The following is a 16,007-nucleotide window of genomic DNA, read 5'->3' as shown; positions in this document are numbered from 1 at the left end:
TTATTATTTCAATATTTCCTCGGAATAGATGCTTTTCCGTCCGGATTATAAATTCGCGCCCATTTTTGTATAGAACGCCATACTCTCCATTCAAGCAAATCATCCTTATTTACTTCTTGGAAACAAAAACAATCTTCTTGAACAACTTTTTTGCCTTTGTCTTTTGGATTAAATATTGCATCCAAAAGTCGGTTTCCGGGAGTATTTCCCGCAACTGGATAATCGTCTTGGATAATAGTGCCTTTTTTAAAAAACGTACATAAAAGATATTCGTCTCCCCAATCCGAGGAAGTCCTAAATCCTAAGACTTCCTCTCCGTTTTTTGGTTTTTTGCTTACGTCATTCCATTTCATACATGACCTCCCTACTTAATTAACGTATATTTCGCATACTGCATTTTCGTTCCATAGCGGTCAACGCCTTTCTGCGGAACAGATATAATCATATATCCGGCTTTTCGCAGATTAAAAATAATTGCCGATAATCGTGTTGCGCCAAATAAGTTAATGGCTTCAATAGAAGTAATACTTCCTTTTGCCTGTAGATGATTCAATACTGCTTTCGTTTTTCCTTTTGTTGCTACCACAGTTTTATTCCTCCTTTTCTTTAAGCGACAAGCTTTGTTTTACTTTCTCATATGCAATGTCACCATCTTCGCATATGATGTCAATTCCTGCCTCATCATGCACGAGCTGCCAATATGAAACAAAAACCTTCGCACAATTGGCTTCAGCAAGCAATAACATGGTAAACTCTGAATTTGCTTTTCCTGTTTCGCTTCTCTCAAAAGTAACAATATTTTTTCTTCGTTTCATAGCCGTCTCCTTTTTAATGATAAATGTCCTTATGTTCTATATCTTTCATAAAAAACACCGCCTTTCATATCCTTTATTACTAATATGTCTGTTTTGTAGGAAAACAAAAATCATATTATGAGCAAAAAAAATAACATCCGAAGATGTTATTCGTGAAAATGTAAATATTTAAGTGGTAACGTAGCAACCAATTGTGGAGTAGGTAGCAAAATATTGATATCCGGATTTCCTTTGGATAAATCTCTTATTTCTTTTTCCAGGCGGACATCCGATACCGTTACCAATACAGAATCGTCTTTGTCGCAACATGTTATTTCATTCAAAACAATCACTTCCTTCTTAAAATATTTCTTATTTTTAACATGTCTGTTGCATACTTAGAATTTATATTCATCCAATATTTTATTCCATTGGGTGAACTAATAAAGCAACTCTTCAATCCACTGGTCCAGTTTATCAGATAACTCGCGGATTGCTCTTTTTATGTCTTGTATCATTGTTTTTCCCTTTTCGGTTGTGAATTTTTTCATGCACTAGCATCTAACATGGAATCCATTCGTCTTTTTGGTATTCTTTCTTCTTCATGAATCGGCATCACCTCCTTGTTAGTCATACTGCCACCAAACTTCATACACTTTGCGATATTGTCCGCCTTTATGTAATTCACCTTTGTAATGACGGACCTTTCTGTTTGACTGCTTTTTTAAATATTTGATTCGATTTTTTTCGCGATAGGTTCTTTTATAATAGGTTTTAGGCTTTTTAGCAGCGCTTTTTTCTTTGTGTACCGGATAGTAATAACAATCTTCAAGTACTAATTCGCATAATCGCTTAAGATGGTGTCGATATTTCAAATCTCTTTTGCGTTTATTAAGCCTTTGATTTCTTTTAGACTTTTTAAGAGATTCATTATTGTCTTCGTCCCATTCATCGCAAGAATCTAAATAATCTCTCGTAATTTCCCTTCCCGGAACAACTACGGTAAGACCATTTTTGATTCCCTCCTCTGGATAACTCCATTCTTTCGAAATTAACACTTCTTCATCTAATCCATAGCAATCGCCATCGAGCGAAATAATATTCCCATCTTTTGCAGCAAAACATCCACAAAATTCTCCATCTGGCTCATCCTCACGGTAACGCAGCCGATAGGAAATGTAATCATAGTTTTTATTTTTTATCAATTGTCCAATCGTTGGATATGGTTTATGATATGTTATTTTTGACATATTACATCACTCCTTTTTAATATCTTTGATTTTTAAATAACGATATGTGTTCCATTTTCCATGAAGAGCGACAAAAGCAACACCAATTCCTAAGCAAATTCCACCAAGAATACTAATAAGATTATCCAAACTCTGTTTTTGAGTCTTTTTACATTCTTTTTCTTTAATTTCCTTTTTTGGCTTTTCTTTAGCTGGTTTTTCTTTTTTAGACTCTTTTAATTCCATAGAATTAGACGTTTTTACTGTCTCATTATTTTTTGCATATGTATTTGAAATGTTCATGCTTAAACCGAGACAAAATACCATACTTAAAAATAATACAAACCTTTTCATAGTTACCCTCCTTTTAGTTATTATTATCCTCAACGTCTACATCTTGAATCATTTCAATAAAATTCAATACTTTTTCTTCCTCGTCCGGCTCATATTGTAGTTCGTTGAGAAAAGATTTTCTTGCTTCTTTCTTTTCCTCTTTTATTTCAAAAGAGTTATACATAAATGCAATATTATCCAAAATTGACTTATCGCTATCATAATAAGGATTGCTATTATAATAGCGGAAATATTCGTTTTCCTTAATGATTTCCAAAAACTACGTTGTTTCTTTAACTTGTCTATATATTGCTCCTTTAATAGTGCTTCATAGTCCAAAGGGCACATATCACATTCGTCTCTTGTTTCACAGTTATAACAATCCTGCTCATTCTCGTCACAAATATTGTCTATTTCATATTCTGTTAACATCTGCTGCTCCTCTCGATTCGTTTTAAGTTTCTATCTATTACTAATATGTCTGTTTTGCGGGAAAATAAAAATCATATTATGAGAAAAATCATTTGCTCATTTACAAATTTTGTATTATAATACAATTGATAGTTCTTCATTACCTTACGAGGCTGAAGACATATTTTATGAGGGGCTTTCGTCCCTCATTTATTTTTATAAGGAAGAAGGGAAAATATGGGAACTTTAATAATTGACGAACAATCATATACTATTGAAAAAATTAGTACAACTATTGAAGAGAAGCATTTAATTTTAGAATTTGAAACGTCAACAAACGAAACAAAAAAATATTATATATTTGCTGATGATAATTTCCGTGATATAGTTTTAGCTTATGAATTTATTCAAGATAAAATTATTAACACAATAAAGAATAATCAACCATTTGTAATATGTGACGAGTATCCACGTCCGCAAATTAGAATTGGAGATTCTAATGACGATGTAATACAAGAGCATTTTTCTATACGTAGAAATATATAATATGTAAAATTAAAGCCATGGGTTAACCACTCATGGCTTTTTACAAATGTTTTATCATGTTTAATGTTTTCGTTATTACTTTTCCGGCCATTGCTCGTGAAACTCCAACTCTCTTAGCAATTTCACGATATGTTATTCCCTGCAAAAATAAACAAAAAATATGATAATCTCTTTTAGATAAAGTGCTTTTACATTTTTGCAGTACCTCATTGACTAAAACTTTTTCTATGGCAGCAGCTTCTGTATTTTCATTGGACGGAATAAAATCGAGCAAAGATTCTGATTCGTCTGTTTTTAACACTTGGTCGTAATATAACAACCGGTCTTTGGGAATTTCACCCTGCCTTTGCATTCGGTTCCATTCTTTAGAAAATTCATTATACATACAACGGTAAGCGTATGTACTAAAAGCGCAATTGTCTTTATTATATGATATTACAGCATTACAAAAACCAATTGCAGCGATGCCAAACCATTCTTCTTCCGAAAGGTTGTGCTTTGCCAAAAACGAAAAAATAAGCTTATAATTTTTTTCTGCCAAACATTTTTGCTCTTCCGTCAATTGTTAAACATCCTTTCGTTTCTATTGCATTAGGGGCATATTTTTGTGTCTACATATTATAAAATATACAAATCTTGGAAAATGATTTTTGTGTTTATATATTAAAAAATACATAAATTTAGGAAAATCAGTGGCTGAAAATACTTTTTGTGTTTACTTAGTAATTAATCTTTTTTTGCATCTACATATTATAAAATACATAAATTTGGAAAATGATTTTTATATTTATATATTTAAAAACACATAAACTTTAGTGAGTAGTTTTGGACTCTCACTATTCGGGGGCAAAATCACCCGTAAGAAAAGATTATATGGTTTCTATTTCTTCTTCAATTCCAAAATAATCTCTTGCTTCTTTGAAACTTTTTTCTGTTACTTGTCCATCATTCATATACAAAGTAGACATTGCTACATTTCTTGCATTGTTAAATTCAGCATCTAACTTGCCATGGTTCTTTTTATGACTTTTACATGCAGGATTTGCGCATATAAATACGGCTCTGGATTTTCTTTGTCCCGGTGCATAGTTTCCACACACACTACATGCCTGTGCATTATAGCATGGATTAACTTTTCTTACTATAATACCATATTTTTCTGCTTTATATGTAGTGTATTGCTGCATTTTATAATAACTCCAGTTCCGCAAAATAAAATCATTGGTATCATAACCAGTAAGATTTTCCAAATTGATATACTTTGCATTATTTTTCAATGCAAAATCCACAATTCTCTTACTAATCATATGGCAGTATGTATTTGCAAAATGAGATTCAGCTTTAGCGACACGTTCTAATGCTTTTAGTTTTTTTGTCCTGCCGTGTCCGCCAGAAGCATCTTTCAATGATTTTTGCAATCTTCTTCTTTGCGCCTGTAATTTTGTGCGCACTCTAAGGAATTCATCTGCGCTTCCAATAGCTAACCGTTCATATTCGTTATTGTTTAATGCACACATAGCAGGCACGGCAACACCCAAATTTACACCAACAACAGTATTTTCGTCCAATGCACGAACTTTTTTAGGGATTGACAGCACTAAATTTAAAATAATTTTGTTTTTCTCAATTCCAATACGGCTTCCGCAAAATTGATATTCTCCGGAATACAGTTTTAGTAAAGTGGCAATCAATTCATCTTTGTTCTTTTTGTGCCGGCCGGCACCTAAATTAATTTTAAAGCGAGCAATCGTAGGATTCCCTGAACTTCCAAAATTAAAGTATAAATTGGTGTCATTGTCACGAATATGGTCGCTTAATTCCTCAAAAGAGCTATAATCATGAGTAAAACTCATATTCTCTTTATTGATAGAAAAAGGACTATCTGCTTTATAAGTAATAACTGATGATTTTCCATCCAATACTCTTTTACTATTTACCATATCTCTGATTTTTTTCTTTAAATCTTGTTTAAATGCGAATCCGTATGCGTTTAATGGATTTTCAATATCTAATTCATCAAACAAGCTTCCTTTACTGCTTCCTTTCACGCGGAGCCCGTAATTAACCAAATCATTAATTAACTTATTCCTTGCATTGAAATCCATTGTTTGTCCGCCGTTGTGCAGTAACTCCAATATTATATAACTAATAATTGCATTTTTGCGATTGGCCTCGCTTGCCATCGCATTGCGAACTAAATCATATGTATAATCTGTTACATTTGCCTGAGTAAGTATTCCGGATTCTTCAAATTCATTTTCCTGCTCCTCTAAAGAAGCCAATTTGTCTTTGATTTTTTGTTTTTCTTCTTTTCCTTTCGTTTTTGTCAGTTTGTTTTTATAATATGCAATCTTATCAATATAAAACTGCTCTGTATAACTCATCACTTTCTCTTCCCATTTTGGTCTATCAGAAAAAGCTGGAATTAATGTAAGTTTTCTCGTAATTATACTTCTGTCATTCATAAAATATTAGGCAGCTTCTCGCGTTTTAATTACGGAGAGAGTTGCCGTCCTCCTTTCGCTTTCATGTCTCAAATTGATTTCCCTTTTTTTGTGTCTACATATTAATCCTATGCTTTTTTTTGCATTTATACATTAAAATATATTATTAATATATAAACTTTAATGAGTGGTATAATATCCTCATCATTCGGCTGCAAAATCAACCGCTATAAATAATATGTCTGTTTTAAGACGAAATGAGAATCGTATTATGAGCGTTTTTTATTTTCTTTTGTCACGAGCCATTGAACGAAACATCATTAACAACATTTCTGATACCGGTCGCTCTCTGTCTTTTCGTTTTGCCTTTTTGATTGATTTAAGTTCATAAAATTTTCCGCTATAATGGATTTCTCCCGGAACATATACCCCAATATTGTATGGAATTTCATGCTTTACTTGCTCGAATACAGCTTCCGGCATTACGTAATAATTATAATCGCCAAAGAAATTATGACCGTTTGGCGAATGAAAATCTTCGATGGATGACTTCACTTCATAACAATAGAAATCGCCCTTTTCTATCCCTGACACTGAATTATTTAGTGGCTTAAACTTCATAAAATCTACTCGTTTTGAGTATGAAGTTGAGTAATCAAAAGTTACTTCTCGCGCCCAATAGATTCTTGGGTCATTGGATGGGCAAATAAGATTTTTGGTAGCTTCTGATAATTCTTTTGTTATTTGTGGTCTGCTGCTTGCCATAAAGCACCTCCAGTTACTCTAAATCAACAATTTTTTGAGATGTCGTTCCATTCTCGTATTTTTTCGTCTGTAATATGCCGTTTACATACTTTCCTACTTTGTCTTTATATTTTCGGTAAGTGGACATCCCTGAAAATTCATATTGTTCCCCTTGGTATTCTACTGTAATTAGATAAGTTCCCGGTATACACACATACTCAAATTTCCCGGTCATTGGGCTATACGCATAAGAACTATGCGGGTATTGGTGATACTGATTTACAACTTTAACTTTTACTGTAGTTCTTTCTATATCGACATTCGACAATGTTACAATTTCATCACAGCCGGTTACAGATATGGTTAATAATAAAATCATGATGCTACATAATATTTTCTTCATAATTATCCTCCTAAAAGTTTTTGTTATTTGTTGTGGCTTATTTTTATTTTTCTCCGCTTTGTACAAAGATATTAGATTTTAAGGTACACAACGGGCGTACGCCACGGTTGTCGTTGCAACTGCGGCCGAAGATATAACCAGATGGTGCAACAACTATTAGGCAACGACAATACTCCCATTCTCTTTCTGCTATAGACCACGGTGTAATTGTCCAGTAACAGTCTAGTAAATCATTATTTACAAGCAAATTGTTGTATTCTCTCACCTCATCAAAAATAAGTGGACGGACATCACATATACAATTGATAAATTCGGTTTGATTATCAAGGCTCGTTAATGGGACTGATTCTTTAATGAGATTTTTTTCACCGACATTTTTTAGAATAATCGGTCTGATTTTTCTGTCAATATATTGCTTCAATGCGGATTTATTATAGTCTCCTGTGTTTTCATCAAACTGGACATCCATTGCCATGAGATTTTTTGAAATCACTTTTGTGAAATCATACCCTTGCTTTAAAACAATAAACTCATGGGTTCCAATCAAAAATGTTTCGCCAGGGTTTAAAGACTGCAAAATAACTTTTTCTGTTTTACTATTTATATTAATTGAGGTTCCTTTAAAGAACATATCTATTCGCCCCTTTCTTTACTTACTTTTTCAACAATTGTTTCAATAAGGAATTTTACTATTTCGGCCTGAGTATGTTCTTCTTTTGCGAAATCTAATACTTCTTCTGTAAGAAAATTCGTATTTACATCATTCATATATGTACGAATCATGGAAGCATTTTCTCTCAGGTTAAATGGTGTAAATTCCACTTTTCGCTGAAATCTTCTTAATAAGGCTTTATCTAAACGGTCCTCTCGATTGGTTGCAGCAATAATAACTTGTCCGTCAACCAATTCGTCTAACGCCTGCATTAGTGCAATAGTTGTTCTTCCTAATTCTCCATCAGCGCCGGAGCCACCCCCTCTTGCTAATCCGATGCAATCAATTTCATCCAACATGAGAACGCACTTTTGGCCTTTACAATAATCAAAAATTTGATGTAAATTTTGAGCCGTTTTGCCTAAATATGATTCAATTAAATAAGAAAAGTTCAAATAAGCATATGGCATCCCTAATTTGTAAGCAACATATTTTGCGAATTCTGTCTTGCCGGTTCCCGGAATTCCATATAGCAATGTGCTATTCATGTATGGAATGCCATATTCAAGCAGTTTGGTAGTTGTTTTGACTCCGGTTTCGATTTTTTTATATAATTCTTTCTGCCGCTCGCCAAGATAGTATCTGGACTCGTTAAAATCTGATACATCAATCATTTTCATTAACCCTTTTAAGTTATATGGAAGCTCGAAAAGGTTTGTAGAGCCATTCTCTAATAATTTTTTATAATATGCTGTTTGCCCGGCATTCTTTTTTGTTGTATCATTAATGCAACAACAAATTGCTTCATTTTTTGCATCTTGAATTCGGTTTTCAGCTAATGCTTTAATACATGACAGCATATGATTATCCATTCCCATAATCATTTTCCTTTCTGTTTTTTTTGATTCAAATACATTGTCTTATTACTAATATGTCTGCTGATAGATAAAATAAAAACCGTATTATGAGCAAAAATATTTATGCTTTGCGTTTGATATTATGTTTCCGCTTGATTAGTTTTCGTCTTTCTATCATTGGATGAGTGCCAAATTCGTCTTTTATCATTGGCGTTGATGCAGTTTTGCTAATTTCCACATCATATTTTTTGCATAATGAGAGAAACAATCCTTTGTTAAACGTCATGTATCATCATTCCTTCCTATTAATATAAGGTTTTGACCGTAATTTAAGTATTTTAGCTAAATCCTCATCATTAATTCTTCCGGAGCGGCATAGTATAGTGACAGCCGGCTTCGCAGGCGCGACAAAGGCTGTTTTTATCTCCCATATGAACATATGAGTAAATACAAGACATGCATTTTTTTGCACAATCTTTTTCGTTATTAGAAGCTTCGTGATATAATTTTCTACCCCTCACTATAAAGTTCATTAGTTCCTCATCTGTTATATTGCAGATTTTATTATTCTTTCTTACTTTTATATATTTCTTCCGCTCTTTCAATTTATTATCCCTCTCCTCCAAAATAAAAAAATACATAAAACTCAAAAGAGTAAAACCAAGTCCAAGTATTTTGTTGTCCGCTTGATAAGCGCACATCGTTACGCCACTGCAAATCCAAACTAATAAGAATGCAAATTGTTTCTTCATAATCATTCCTCACTTTCTTTATTACTTTGTTCTTCTCGTTCCATTTTAGCCGCTCTTTCTATCTCTCTAGCAATTCAGGGTTGTCAAATGTGTTTCCGATTATTTCGGCGTTTATATGATTCATTTTTATATAACATATTTCTGTATTACCCAACAAAGGAATATTTTTATCTGCATCACGCTTTGCAATCGGAACTAAATGATATTGCCAGTCAGTTTCGTCAATTTTAACAACGGCTTTCCATTCATATCCACTTGTTTCATCTTTTAATAAAAGAATGTCGTTGTTAAAAATAAGGTTTTTATTATCGTCTTTGATATGTGTGTATAGGCGAATGGTATTAGAGTCTAGCATTACAGACGTGTTAATATAGCGCCCGCATTGACCAAGATACACAAGCCCTTTATAAGATATTAAACAACGACATATAACCCATTTATCATTGTCAATTCGTTTACCCTTCCACAAAACCCTATTGTCTATTTTTCTTTTTTTCTTTCTTTTAAACATGTATTTTATTTCCTTTCCTGCTAAAACTTAATTATTCTCTTCTTGCAAGGTTTTTGTCTTTGCCTTTGCTTCCTTTTTAGTGAAAAAGATTGTTTCGCCGAACTCTTTTCTTTTATTAAAGATATCGTCTATATCTTGAAAACGATACGGCTCAATTTCATAAAAATGTTTTTTACATAATAGTTTCTCTGTATATTGTGGGTCAATTGAGATTACATCCTCATTTCCGCAAAAATCAACCTCAAAATAATCATGCTTAAGATATTTACATTTGCCACATGCATCTTTATTTAATTTAATTCGATAAACTGTGTCTCCTACGGAGCATGGCAGTTTTATGAGCCGGCCCTGTTCTTCCAATTCTTTATATTCATTCCATTTATCGGCGTCTTCGTAAGTAAGAATCTTAGCGTAAACCGGGACTTTCTTTCCCTCTTTAAGAACCGTATCAAAAGATTCCACAAAAACGGAAAGCGGAAAATCGTCACCGCCAAAAATATCTTTTAAACGTTTTTCCAGTTTTTGATACTCTTTTAACTGGGTAAGCCACTCTGCAAGTTGTTCATGTTCCTCTGCACATTTAATGCAGGAGGAAAATTTATCGCATTCATTATCGTTTGTCGCACAAAGGCCGCTTCTTCTTTTTTGTTCACTTGCAACTTCCTTTGCACGCTTAATTGCTTCGTCAAGATTCATAATAATCTCCTTTCTGTTATATTCATTTCCATTACTAACTGATATTTTTTTAGGTTCTGACACATTTTTAAATATTACAATCAATCATTGCTGAACCTTAATTCTTTCTGTTTTCTGCGTAATAATTGTTCTAACTCCATTCCTGCAAGACACCCACTAGCGTATGCGTCCTCATAACATCTATCTATTGCTGTATAAAATTCATCACAAAATAATTCAGTAAGAGGGCATTCCGAACACTTGTAATTTTCATGGTGGCATTTAGTTCTTGTGTGCACACACTCTCTATATTCCGTTTTTTCGACTTTTTCCGGCAACTTAATAAGTTTTCCCTTTTCCTCTAAATCCTCATAATCTTTTAATTTAAAGTACGCTTGCAGCCAATATTCAGCATTATCAATCAACGTAGGTATTTCTTTTCCACTATTAGTTAATCTTTTCATTGTTTACTCCTTTATATCAATGATTTCTTTGCACTCAACAATTTCAAAATCCTTATCCCAAGAAGAACAACCACTTTCGGCTTGTTTTCTTGTCCGATATGTTTTGACTGCTGTATTTTTCAGTTCATTAATCTTAACAAAGTGAAAATCCCTTGATAAACCGCACCATATCTCTGTACGATTTCTTCTCATAATCACATATCTTGTTCGTTCAATCTTCATCCAATCACTCCTTTCTCCGCACCAGTTTCCTAGTGCGGTTGTTTTTAAATGAAATCTGATAATCTCATTTGTGCCATTTCTGCGTCTAATCTTTGTTTTGATAAATCATAATAATATTTATCTAACTCAAAGCCGACAAATTTGTGCCCTGTATTATGGCAAGCAATAAGGCTTGAAGCACTTCCTACATGAGTATCAAGAATAATGTCGCCGGACTTTGCGTATCGGTTTAAAAGCCATTCGTATAAAACAACTGGTTTCTGCGTTGGATGTATTCTCTTTTCGTTCAGCTTTTTATTTCCTTGCTGAACAGTTCCTTCAAAAATGGATTTACCTTGAAACATTCCATTCCACATATATCTGAATATGCGAACAGAATCAATCAGACTGCAGTATGCAATTTCACAATCTGAAAAAGTGGTTTTATCATTACATTTATCCCAAACAATTCTTCCTGCTCCAAAAGAATAATCAAAATAATTGCATCCCCATATAATTTGGTTTTTTGAAACTCTGGTCAACTCTTCAAAATAACTACTATCTGGAACATCCCAATTATCTATTTTTTCATAAATCCTTTGAACACCTATCGGGCTTATTTTTCTTCCATAAAACCCTCTACTGTTAGGCCCTTTAAAATACGGTGGGTCTACAATCGCAAGGTCGAAATATTTATCTGGAAATTCTTTCATTCCCGACATACAATCCATATTGTAATAACCAAAATCTAACATCTTATTATTCCTTTCTTATAATTCCATTAAGTCAATTGCTTATTGTCATTTTCATTGTAAATAAAATTATTTATAACACTATTTCCATTTCCAACCACATTACCAGTTCCATTTACAGAAATTGTATTGCTATTATTGTTTTGGGTAAAAACCAACGAATCTACACATTTATGTTTGCTTTGACATAATCCGTTATCATCGCATTCTCCGCCGCACTCCAGCAGCCCATCTGTGTTATTACATATTCTCATTGTCTGCTCCTTTCTCTTTTTTTTGATATAATTTATCTTTTTGGAATTTCCCTTTACATCCAAAATCCACAATATGATTATGTTTCATACATTTTGCTTTGCCAAAATAATAGATGGCATCGTCATCATGCAATGGCATATGCAAAATTTTAAAATAAGGACAATTAGCGCATTTCATTAAATCACTCTCCTATTTTTACTAAATCATCCTTACACTTTTTCAATATTCTTTCCAAGCATTCATCGTATCTGCTATCTGTAAGAATTCCATGGATATGCAGCATAACTGTACTATGCACTAACTCATCCCACTTTTCAGCATTTTTTAATTCATATCCCTGTCGTTTATATTGCTCGCTTAGCTTATCAGACAGCGCTCCAAAACTAAACCACAATTCTTTCATTTTTATACCTCCTTTATGGCTTTCTATAATTAATATGTCTGTTTTCAAACAGAATAGAAACCATATTATGAGCATTTTTATGTGAAATGGGTTTTGAATCAAAATACTTCCCCACCATAGCGGGATTTTCTTCATATACGGAATTATATTATGAGCAAATTACACCCAACATTGTGAGGTCTTTTCTTGTTTTTTGGTTTTTCAATATCTATAATTAGAGACTTTATAGATGTTTTTGTCATATATGAAATCATATTATAACGAATTTATCTCACCATGATGGGATATATCATTTCCCCTCCTTATAGGGATTTACAGAAAAGCTATTTCCCCAATATTTTGTTATATATGAGAATTTGTATTCCCCAGTATCAAGGAAGTCATATCTTACCCCAACATATCAGTGGACTTCTACAATCTCTTTTTCTCTCAACGATGGTGTTTTTATTATTTATTTCTCCCCAGTATGGTAGTTTTGCTCATCTCCCACCATAGCGGTATCTTTTTCTTTACCACATCAGCCCCCACCCCCACAATAGAGGGCATCCCACAAGCCAGTTTCATTCAATAAAGAAAAAGTGCAGTGTTTTTAGAGTGAAAATTACAAGCAGGGTACATCCCAACGCAAAAAAGCTCCCTTTCGCCCAATGATGATTTACTCTCACTGACAGCAGGAAGCAGTTTTATGGATTTTTCTTATATATGGATTCTATACATATCGTCTATTTACACTCTTTTCTTACGCTCTCTTTTTTCAGGATTGAAGGGAAATTCAAAATGGATTTTGATTTGGAAAATAAGGTTAAGTATAAACCTAATATACAATTTGTTAAAAAGTATATATACCTTTTTCTTGCTTTTAACGTAAAACAGACATATTAAAAGTATCATAAACAAAGGAAGGTGATAATATGGCACTCGCAAAAAGTTGGTTTAGCATTCATCCAACAAATGGGAAAGTACATACTGCTGCACAGTTTAATGCTAAATATAACCATAATTATAGAGAAAAAACGCCGATTAACGCAAATCCGGAAAAAGAATATCTAAATGAAGAATTGATAAAGTTAGAAGAGGATTCTTTTCAGGCAGCATTTAAAAAGAAAATTAAACAAATGGATTATTACAAAAACCATAAGGTACGAAAAAACGCAGTACGAGGAGTTGAGTTCTCTCTTAATATTGGAACCGGAGAATTACCGGAAGGGTTTGATTTAGATGTATGGAAAGAAAAAAGCGTTAATTGGATAAAAGAAACCTTTGGAGATAATGCTATTTCAGCAGTTTTACATATGGACGAGACAAGTCCTCACATTCATTGCATGGTTATACCGGAAATAGATGGACGGTTATGCGCCAAAGAGATGTTTGATTATAAACATTTAGAGCAGTATCAGGAATCATTTGCGCAGGTAGCGAAAGAATGCGGTCTTGATTCTCGCGTAAAACATTCTCGCGCTCACTATAATGATATTGCCTTATTCTATACCGCTATCAATGATGCTGCTATTGAAAAATTGCCAACGCCAGCAAAAGGTGAGTCTGTAGATGATTACTTTGAAAGAGCGCAATTGATATTTCAAAAGAAAATCTTTCAAAACTTAGATGTCAAACGAAAAATGGAAAAAGAGATTGATGAAATAAAAAATAATTCTCTCGATGAAACCGCTGAAAAGATTCGTATGATTCAAGAGGTTGAAGAGTTAAAGAAAATTATGGGAAATAATGTAGCAGAAATGAAACGTAAGCTGCAATTAGTAGAACGTATCAACTACGCTTTAAAAGAATGTCCGGATGAAAAACTAGTATCTGAATCAGCAAGAAATATTGAAGCACTAGTTAATTGGGCGAAAGAACAAGAATTGGATATAGAAAAAGAGCATGTCAATTAAGCAATGCCATTAAATTAAGAAATTTCAATATAAAAATACCCCTCCCAAACCTTTAATAAAAAGAAAAGGGAGGGGTATTTTTATTATTACATATTGTCCATAAGACCTATTGTGTTATATTGGCTTAAAAACATATTATAATAAGAATCATACATTTTAGATAATGAGTATACGTTAATATCACTACATATAGGACTTGATATATCTGGCATATTTTATCTTTCTTCCTTATTTTTCAATAGTTGCTCCGGATTTTGCTTCATAGCATCCATATACATACGTAAAGCTCTTTCGGTAGCAATCGTTTTGGTTTGTCCAAGGTTTTCACAAAACTGTTCAAATTCCTCATGTAACGTCTTGTCGAGATATAAATTCAAATATCGACCGTCTTTCTTTGGTCTAGGCATCTATATCACCTGCTTTCTTCAAGTTGACAAGTTTTACAATATCCCAATATTTGGAAATATCTTTAATCATTTTCTTAGTTAATTCATTTTCGTTTATTCTTAAAATATCGCAAATAGAATCTGCCGTAATAATAATTCCGCAATCTGTATGAGATAACTGCCATAACGTAAGCATATTGTTTTCAGCGTTTATCCATGCATTGTCGTCATAGACAAAGGTTGCATTTTTATCATTTTCAAAATGTCCATAATCACATCCATGAATCAGTGCATTTAAAAATTCAGCTCCTGAATTGCAATCATTTGTGCAGATATAATATTTTCCGCTTCTTTTAGGAATAAAATTGTAGTAGCTATCTTTGTTTTCGTACTCTTTTAACTTTGGAAAATTCTCTTCATAATAACTTTTGGTAACACTACCATTACATATAATAGTCGTGCCTCGCTTCTTTAATGCTAAATCTAAAGCCATATTCGATTTTCCAGTTCCGCTTTTACCAATAATTATAGTTTTATTCTTTTTAAGTTTCACCATAACTTTGTTAATACCTCCTTGAATAATTTTTGATGTGGCGGGGAGGATTTGAACCTCCGCCAACACCTATATAGTTCCTTACACACTTTCACAATGCTATATAGGAGTGTTGCTGCCAGACTGAACTAATCACCACATATATATTCATTAACATTATTATAACACATAATTCAATATTATTCAACTTCTAAAACAATAAAAAATCAGCCTTTTCAAAGTAACCACATCTAATCATTATTACGAAATCGGCTGTCTGGTTTGTGTACCGTGTAGCATAAGGATATTCGCGACAGGAATATCAGTATTCCAAAACGGATATAGTAATTCCATATAGAATACTTTTATTCAGGCTAACTAAAAAAATCCAGGCCTAAAAGCATATCTATTTTAAGATTTACGCAAATAAAAAATGCCTATCGTGGGTTTTATACCTCGATAGACATTTTCTTTTTTTACTTGAAGATTAAATTAATTCACATAACACATTGCCAACATAACAATAATGTCTTTTCTGGACATGATTAATATTATTCCCATGATAGTATACTGGGTAATCAAAACGCCCATTGCCATTTGCTCTGTTTAACGCCTCATCTAGCGTATTAACAAGAGATTTTGAATCAGCAACTAAACCCTTATGATACAAGAAAACAGAATCTCTATGATATTCTGCTCCGTATTCCTTTACATCATAGTCATCAATCAACCACATGTCTTTTTCCGGAGAATATGACACTAAATACATTA

At 33.0% G+C, this 16,007-nt stretch carries 28 protein-coding genes and 1 tRNA gene; 2 read left to right on the top strand and 27 right to left on the bottom strand.

Annotated elements, in window-relative coordinates:
* Nucleotides 1-8 precede the first annotated feature (8 nt).
* The 7 genes from DW019_RS01595 to DW019_RS01575 all read right to left on the bottom strand — a co-directional run bounded on the left by DW019_RS01595 (nucleotide 9) and on the right by DW019_RS01575 (nucleotide 2,633).
* Nucleotides 9-353 carry a hypothetical protein gene (locus tag DW019_RS01595; RefSeq protein WP_118442289.1) on the bottom strand — a complete coding sequence of 115 codons (345 nt, stop codon included), beginning with the start codon at nucleotides 351-353 and terminating at the stop codon, nucleotides 9-11.
* Nucleotides 354-364: 11 nt separating this feature from the next.
* Nucleotides 365-586 (bottom strand): helix-turn-helix domain-containing protein, encoded by a 222-nt coding sequence (locus DW019_RS01590; protein WP_118442288.1) that lies wholly within the window; start codon nucleotides 584-586, stop codon nucleotides 365-367.
* Nucleotides 587-590: 4 nt separating this feature from the next.
* Complete coding sequence (locus DW019_RS01585) at nucleotides 591-815, bottom strand: hypothetical protein (RefSeq protein ID WP_118442287.1); 225 nt, start codon at nucleotides 813-815, stop codon at nucleotides 591-593.
* Nucleotides 816-961: 146 nt separating this feature from the next.
* Nucleotides 962-1,138, bottom strand: coding sequence for a hypothetical protein (locus DW019_RS14875; RefSeq protein ID WP_182431002.1), 177 nt, complete (start codon nucleotides 1,136-1,138; stop codon nucleotides 962-964).
* Between the two features lie 282 nt (nucleotides 1,139-1,420).
* The gene (locus tag DW019_RS01580) at nucleotides 1,421-2,044 is read right to left on the bottom strand and encodes a hypothetical protein (RefSeq protein WP_118442286.1); all 624 of its coding nucleotides are present in this window, start codon (nucleotides 2,042-2,044) and stop codon (nucleotides 1,421-1,423) included.
* Between the two features lie 6 nt (nucleotides 2,045-2,050).
* A complete protein-coding gene (locus DW019_RS14830) occupies nucleotides 2,051-2,377 on the bottom strand; it encodes a hypothetical protein (protein ID WP_147353000.1) in 327 nt (108 codons plus the stop codon).
* Between the two features lie 13 nt (nucleotides 2,378-2,390).
* Complete coding sequence (locus tag DW019_RS01575; protein ID WP_118442285.1) at nucleotides 2,391-2,633, bottom strand: hypothetical protein; 243 nt, start codon at nucleotides 2,631-2,633, stop codon at nucleotides 2,391-2,393.
* Nucleotides 2,634-3,004: 371 nt separating this feature from the next.
* Here DW019_RS01575 and DW019_RS01570 point away from each other — a divergent pair, with 371 nt between their 5' ends.
* Entirely contained in the window at nucleotides 3,005-3,313 is a 309-nt protein-coding gene (locus DW019_RS01570) for a hypothetical protein (protein ID WP_118442284.1), read from the top strand.
* 40 nt (nucleotides 3,314-3,353) lie between these two features.
* Here the strand turns inward: DW019_RS01570 and DW019_RS01565 are convergent, their stop codons facing one another.
* From DW019_RS01565 to DW019_RS01495, 16 genes are all read right to left on the bottom strand, one after another.
* Nucleotides 3,354-3,854 carry a sigma-70 family RNA polymerase sigma factor gene (locus DW019_RS01565; RefSeq protein ID WP_182431001.1) on the bottom strand — a complete coding sequence of 167 codons (501 nt, stop codon included), beginning with the start codon at nucleotides 3,852-3,854 and terminating at the stop codon, nucleotides 3,354-3,356.
* A gap of 328 nt (nucleotides 3,855-4,182) precedes the next feature.
* A complete protein-coding gene (locus DW019_RS01560; RefSeq protein WP_182431000.1) occupies nucleotides 4,183-5,697 on the bottom strand; it encodes an RNA-guided endonuclease TnpB family protein in 1,515 nt (504 codons plus the stop codon).
* A gap of 342 nt (nucleotides 5,698-6,039) precedes the next feature.
* The gene (locus tag DW019_RS01555; RefSeq protein WP_118442281.1) at nucleotides 6,040-6,522 is read right to left on the bottom strand and encodes a hypothetical protein; all 483 of its coding nucleotides are present in this window, start codon (nucleotides 6,520-6,522) and stop codon (nucleotides 6,040-6,042) included.
* A 13-nt stretch (nucleotides 6,523-6,535) separates the two neighbouring features.
* Nucleotides 6,536-6,904 (bottom strand): hypothetical protein, encoded by a 369-nt coding sequence (locus tag DW019_RS01550; protein ID WP_118442280.1) that lies wholly within the window; start codon nucleotides 6,902-6,904, stop codon nucleotides 6,536-6,538.
* A gap of 43 nt (nucleotides 6,905-6,947) precedes the next feature.
* Nucleotides 6,948-7,535, bottom strand: a complete 588-nt coding sequence (locus tag DW019_RS01545; protein WP_118442279.1) for a hypothetical protein — start codon at nucleotides 7,533-7,535, stop codon at nucleotides 6,948-6,950.
* 2 nt (nucleotides 7,536-7,537) lie between these two features.
* Complete coding sequence (locus tag DW019_RS01540) at nucleotides 7,538-8,434, bottom strand: ATP-binding protein (RefSeq protein WP_118442278.1); 897 nt, start codon at nucleotides 8,432-8,434, stop codon at nucleotides 7,538-7,540.
* Nucleotides 8,435-8,534: 100 nt separating this feature from the next.
* Nucleotides 8,535-8,699: a hypothetical protein gene (locus tag DW019_RS14870; RefSeq protein WP_182430999.1), complete on the bottom strand. Its 165-nt coding sequence runs from the start codon at nucleotides 8,697-8,699 to the stop codon at nucleotides 8,535-8,537.
* A gap of 70 nt (nucleotides 8,700-8,769) precedes the next feature.
* Complete coding sequence (locus DW019_RS01535; protein WP_118442277.1) at nucleotides 8,770-9,165, bottom strand: hypothetical protein; 396 nt, start codon at nucleotides 9,163-9,165, stop codon at nucleotides 8,770-8,772.
* A 58-nt stretch (nucleotides 9,166-9,223) separates the two neighbouring features.
* Complete coding sequence (locus DW019_RS01530) at nucleotides 9,224-9,676, bottom strand: YopX family protein (protein WP_118442276.1); 453 nt, start codon at nucleotides 9,674-9,676, stop codon at nucleotides 9,224-9,226.
* Nucleotides 9,677-9,703: 27 nt separating this feature from the next.
* A complete protein-coding gene (locus tag DW019_RS01525; protein WP_118442275.1) occupies nucleotides 9,704-10,372 on the bottom strand; it encodes a hypothetical protein in 669 nt (222 codons plus the stop codon).
* Between the two features lie 80 nt (nucleotides 10,373-10,452).
* A complete protein-coding gene (locus tag DW019_RS01520; RefSeq protein ID WP_118442274.1) occupies nucleotides 10,453-10,815 on the bottom strand; it encodes a hypothetical protein in 363 nt (120 codons plus the stop codon).
* A 3-nt stretch (nucleotides 10,816-10,818) separates the two neighbouring features.
* Nucleotides 10,819-11,037 carry a hypothetical protein gene (locus tag DW019_RS01515; protein ID WP_118442273.1) on the bottom strand — a complete coding sequence of 73 codons (219 nt, stop codon included), beginning with the start codon at nucleotides 11,035-11,037 and terminating at the stop codon, nucleotides 10,819-10,821.
* 44 nt (nucleotides 11,038-11,081) lie between these two features.
* Nucleotides 11,082-11,771, bottom strand: coding sequence for a DNA methyltransferase (locus DW019_RS01510; protein ID WP_118442272.1), 690 nt, complete (start codon nucleotides 11,769-11,771; stop codon nucleotides 11,082-11,084).
* Between the two features lie 26 nt (nucleotides 11,772-11,797).
* Complete coding sequence (locus DW019_RS01505) at nucleotides 11,798-12,022, bottom strand: hypothetical protein (RefSeq protein WP_118442271.1); 225 nt, start codon at nucleotides 12,020-12,022, stop codon at nucleotides 11,798-11,800.
* Nucleotides 12,009-12,200 (bottom strand): hypothetical protein, encoded by a 192-nt coding sequence (locus DW019_RS01500; protein WP_118442270.1) that lies wholly within the window; start codon nucleotides 12,198-12,200, stop codon nucleotides 12,009-12,011. Before DW019_RS01500 ends, DW019_RS01505 begins: the two co-directional genes overlap by 14 nt.
* Before the next feature lie 4 nt (nucleotides 12,201-12,204).
* Complete coding sequence (locus tag DW019_RS01495) at nucleotides 12,205-12,426, bottom strand: hypothetical protein (RefSeq protein ID WP_118442269.1); 222 nt, start codon at nucleotides 12,424-12,426, stop codon at nucleotides 12,205-12,207.
* 911 nt (nucleotides 12,427-13,337) lie between these two features.
* On the opposite strand from DW019_RS01495, the gene mobV reads away from it, so the two are divergent.
* Complete coding sequence (gene mobV / locus DW019_RS01485) at nucleotides 13,338-14,318, top strand: MobV family relaxase (protein ID WP_118442267.1); 981 nt, start codon at nucleotides 13,338-13,340, stop codon at nucleotides 14,316-14,318.
* Between the two features lie 215 nt (nucleotides 14,319-14,533).
* On the opposite strand, the gene DW019_RS01480 is transcribed toward mobV, so the two are convergent.
* From DW019_RS01480 to DW019_RS01470, 4 genes are all read right to left on the bottom strand, one after another.
* The gene (locus tag DW019_RS01480) at nucleotides 14,534-14,725 is read right to left on the bottom strand and encodes a hypothetical protein (protein ID WP_118442266.1); all 192 of its coding nucleotides are present in this window, start codon (nucleotides 14,723-14,725) and stop codon (nucleotides 14,534-14,536) included.
* Complete coding sequence (locus DW019_RS01475) at nucleotides 14,718-15,260, bottom strand: hypothetical protein (RefSeq protein WP_118442265.1); 543 nt, start codon at nucleotides 15,258-15,260, stop codon at nucleotides 14,718-14,720. Before DW019_RS01475 ends, DW019_RS01480 begins: the two co-directional genes overlap by 8 nt.
* Nucleotides 15,261-15,292: 32 nt before the next feature.
* Nucleotides 15,293-15,397, bottom strand: a tRNA-OTHER gene (locus DW019_RS14865).
* A gap of 326 nt (nucleotides 15,398-15,723) precedes the next feature.
* On the bottom strand, nucleotides 15,724-16,005 hold the full coding sequence (locus tag DW019_RS01470; RefSeq protein ID WP_118442264.1) for a hypothetical protein: 282 nt from the start codon (nucleotides 16,003-16,005) through the stop codon (nucleotides 15,724-15,726).
* Between the last annotated feature and the right edge of the window lie 2 nt (nucleotides 16,006-16,007).

This window comes from Clostridium sp. AF37-5 (assembly GCF_003477605.1).
Taxonomy (GTDB): Bacteria; Bacillota; Clostridia; order Lachnospirales; family Lachnospiraceae; genus Eubacterium_F.
Note: the sequence above shows the minus strand (reverse complement) of the source record. Positions and strands in the feature narration are given on the sequence as shown.

What these genes read in the sequence shown, in the direction of transcription:
- DW019_RS01595 (WP_118442289.1), bottom strand. Translation starts at nt 353, where the DNA reads ATGAAATGGAATGACGTAAGCAAAAAACCAAAAAACGGAGAGGAAGTC.
- DW019_RS01585 (WP_118442287.1), bottom strand. Translation starts at nt 815, where the DNA reads ATGAAACGAAGAAAAAATATTGTTACTTTTGAGAGAAGCGAAACAGGA.
- DW019_RS01580 (WP_118442286.1), bottom strand. Translation starts at nt 2,044, where the DNA reads ATGTCAAAAATAACATATCATAAACCATATCCAACGATTGGACAATTG.
- DW019_RS14830 (WP_147353000.1), bottom strand. Translation starts at nt 2,377, where the DNA reads ATGAAAAGGTTTGTATTATTTTTAAGTATGGTATTTTGTCTCGGTTTA.
- DW019_RS01570 (WP_118442284.1), top strand. Translation starts at nt 3,005, where the DNA reads ATGGGAACTTTAATAATTGACGAACAATCATATACTATTGAAAAAATT.
- DW019_RS01560 (WP_182431000.1), bottom strand. Translation starts at nt 5,697, where the DNA reads ATGAGTTATACAGAGCAGTTTTATATTGATAAGATTGCATATTATAAA.
- DW019_RS01555 (WP_118442281.1), bottom strand. Translation starts at nt 6,522, where the DNA reads ATGGCAAGCAGCAGACCACAAATAACAAAAGAATTATCAGAAGCTACC.
- DW019_RS01550 (WP_118442280.1), bottom strand. Translation starts at nt 6,904, where the DNA reads ATGAAGAAAATATTATGTAGCATCATGATTTTATTATTAACCATATCT.
- DW019_RS01545 (WP_118442279.1), bottom strand. Translation starts at nt 7,535, where the DNA reads ATGTTCTTTAAAGGAACCTCAATTAATATAAATAGTAAAACAGAAAAA.
- DW019_RS01540 (WP_118442278.1), bottom strand. Translation starts at nt 8,434, where the DNA reads ATGGGAATGGATAATCATATGCTGTCATGTATTAAAGCATTAGCTGAA.
- DW019_RS14870 (WP_182430999.1), bottom strand. Translation starts at nt 8,699, where the DNA reads ATGACGTTTAACAAAGGATTGTTTCTCTCATTATGCAAAAAATATGAT.
- DW019_RS01535 (WP_118442277.1), bottom strand. Translation starts at nt 9,165, where the DNA reads ATGAAGAAACAATTTGCATTCTTATTAGTTTGGATTTGCAGTGGCGTA.
- DW019_RS01530 (WP_118442276.1), bottom strand. Translation starts at nt 9,676, where the DNA reads ATGTTTAAAAGAAAGAAAAAAAGAAAAATAGACAATAGGGTTTTGTGG.
- DW019_RS01525 (WP_118442275.1), bottom strand. Translation starts at nt 10,372, where the DNA reads ATGAATCTTGACGAAGCAATTAAGCGTGCAAAGGAAGTTGCAAGTGAA.
- DW019_RS01520 (WP_118442274.1), bottom strand. Translation starts at nt 10,815, where the DNA reads ATGAAAAGATTAACTAATAGTGGAAAAGAAATACCTACGTTGATTGAT.
- DW019_RS01515 (WP_118442273.1), bottom strand. Translation starts at nt 11,037, where the DNA reads ATGAAGATTGAACGAACAAGATATGTGATTATGAGAAGAAATCGTACA.
- DW019_RS01510 (WP_118442272.1), bottom strand. Translation starts at nt 11,771, where the DNA reads ATGTTAGATTTTGGTTATTACAATATGGATTGTATGTCGGGAATGAAA.
- DW019_RS01505 (WP_118442271.1), bottom strand. Translation starts at nt 12,022, where the DNA reads ATGAGAATATGTAATAACACAGATGGGCTGCTGGAGTGCGGCGGAGAA.
- DW019_RS01500 (WP_118442270.1), bottom strand. Translation starts at nt 12,200, where the DNA reads ATGAAATGCGCTAATTGTCCTTATTTTAAAATTTTGCATATGCCATTG.
- DW019_RS01495 (WP_118442269.1), bottom strand. Translation starts at nt 12,426, where the DNA reads ATGAAAGAATTGTGGTTTAGTTTTGGAGCGCTGTCTGATAAGCTAAGC.
- mobV (WP_118442267.1), top strand. Translation starts at nt 13,338, where the DNA reads ATGGCACTCGCAAAAAGTTGGTTTAGCATTCATCCAACAAATGGGAAA.
- DW019_RS01480 (WP_118442266.1), bottom strand. Translation starts at nt 14,725, where the DNA reads ATGCCTAGACCAAAGAAAGACGGTCGATATTTGAATTTATATCTCGAC.
- DW019_RS01475 (WP_118442265.1), bottom strand. Translation starts at nt 15,260, where the DNA reads ATGGTGAAACTTAAAAAGAATAAAACTATAATTATTGGTAAAAGCGGA.
- DW019_RS01470 (WP_118442264.1), bottom strand. Translation starts at nt 16,005, where the DNA reads ATGTATTTAGTGTCATATTCTCCGGAAAAAGACATGTGGTTGATTGAT.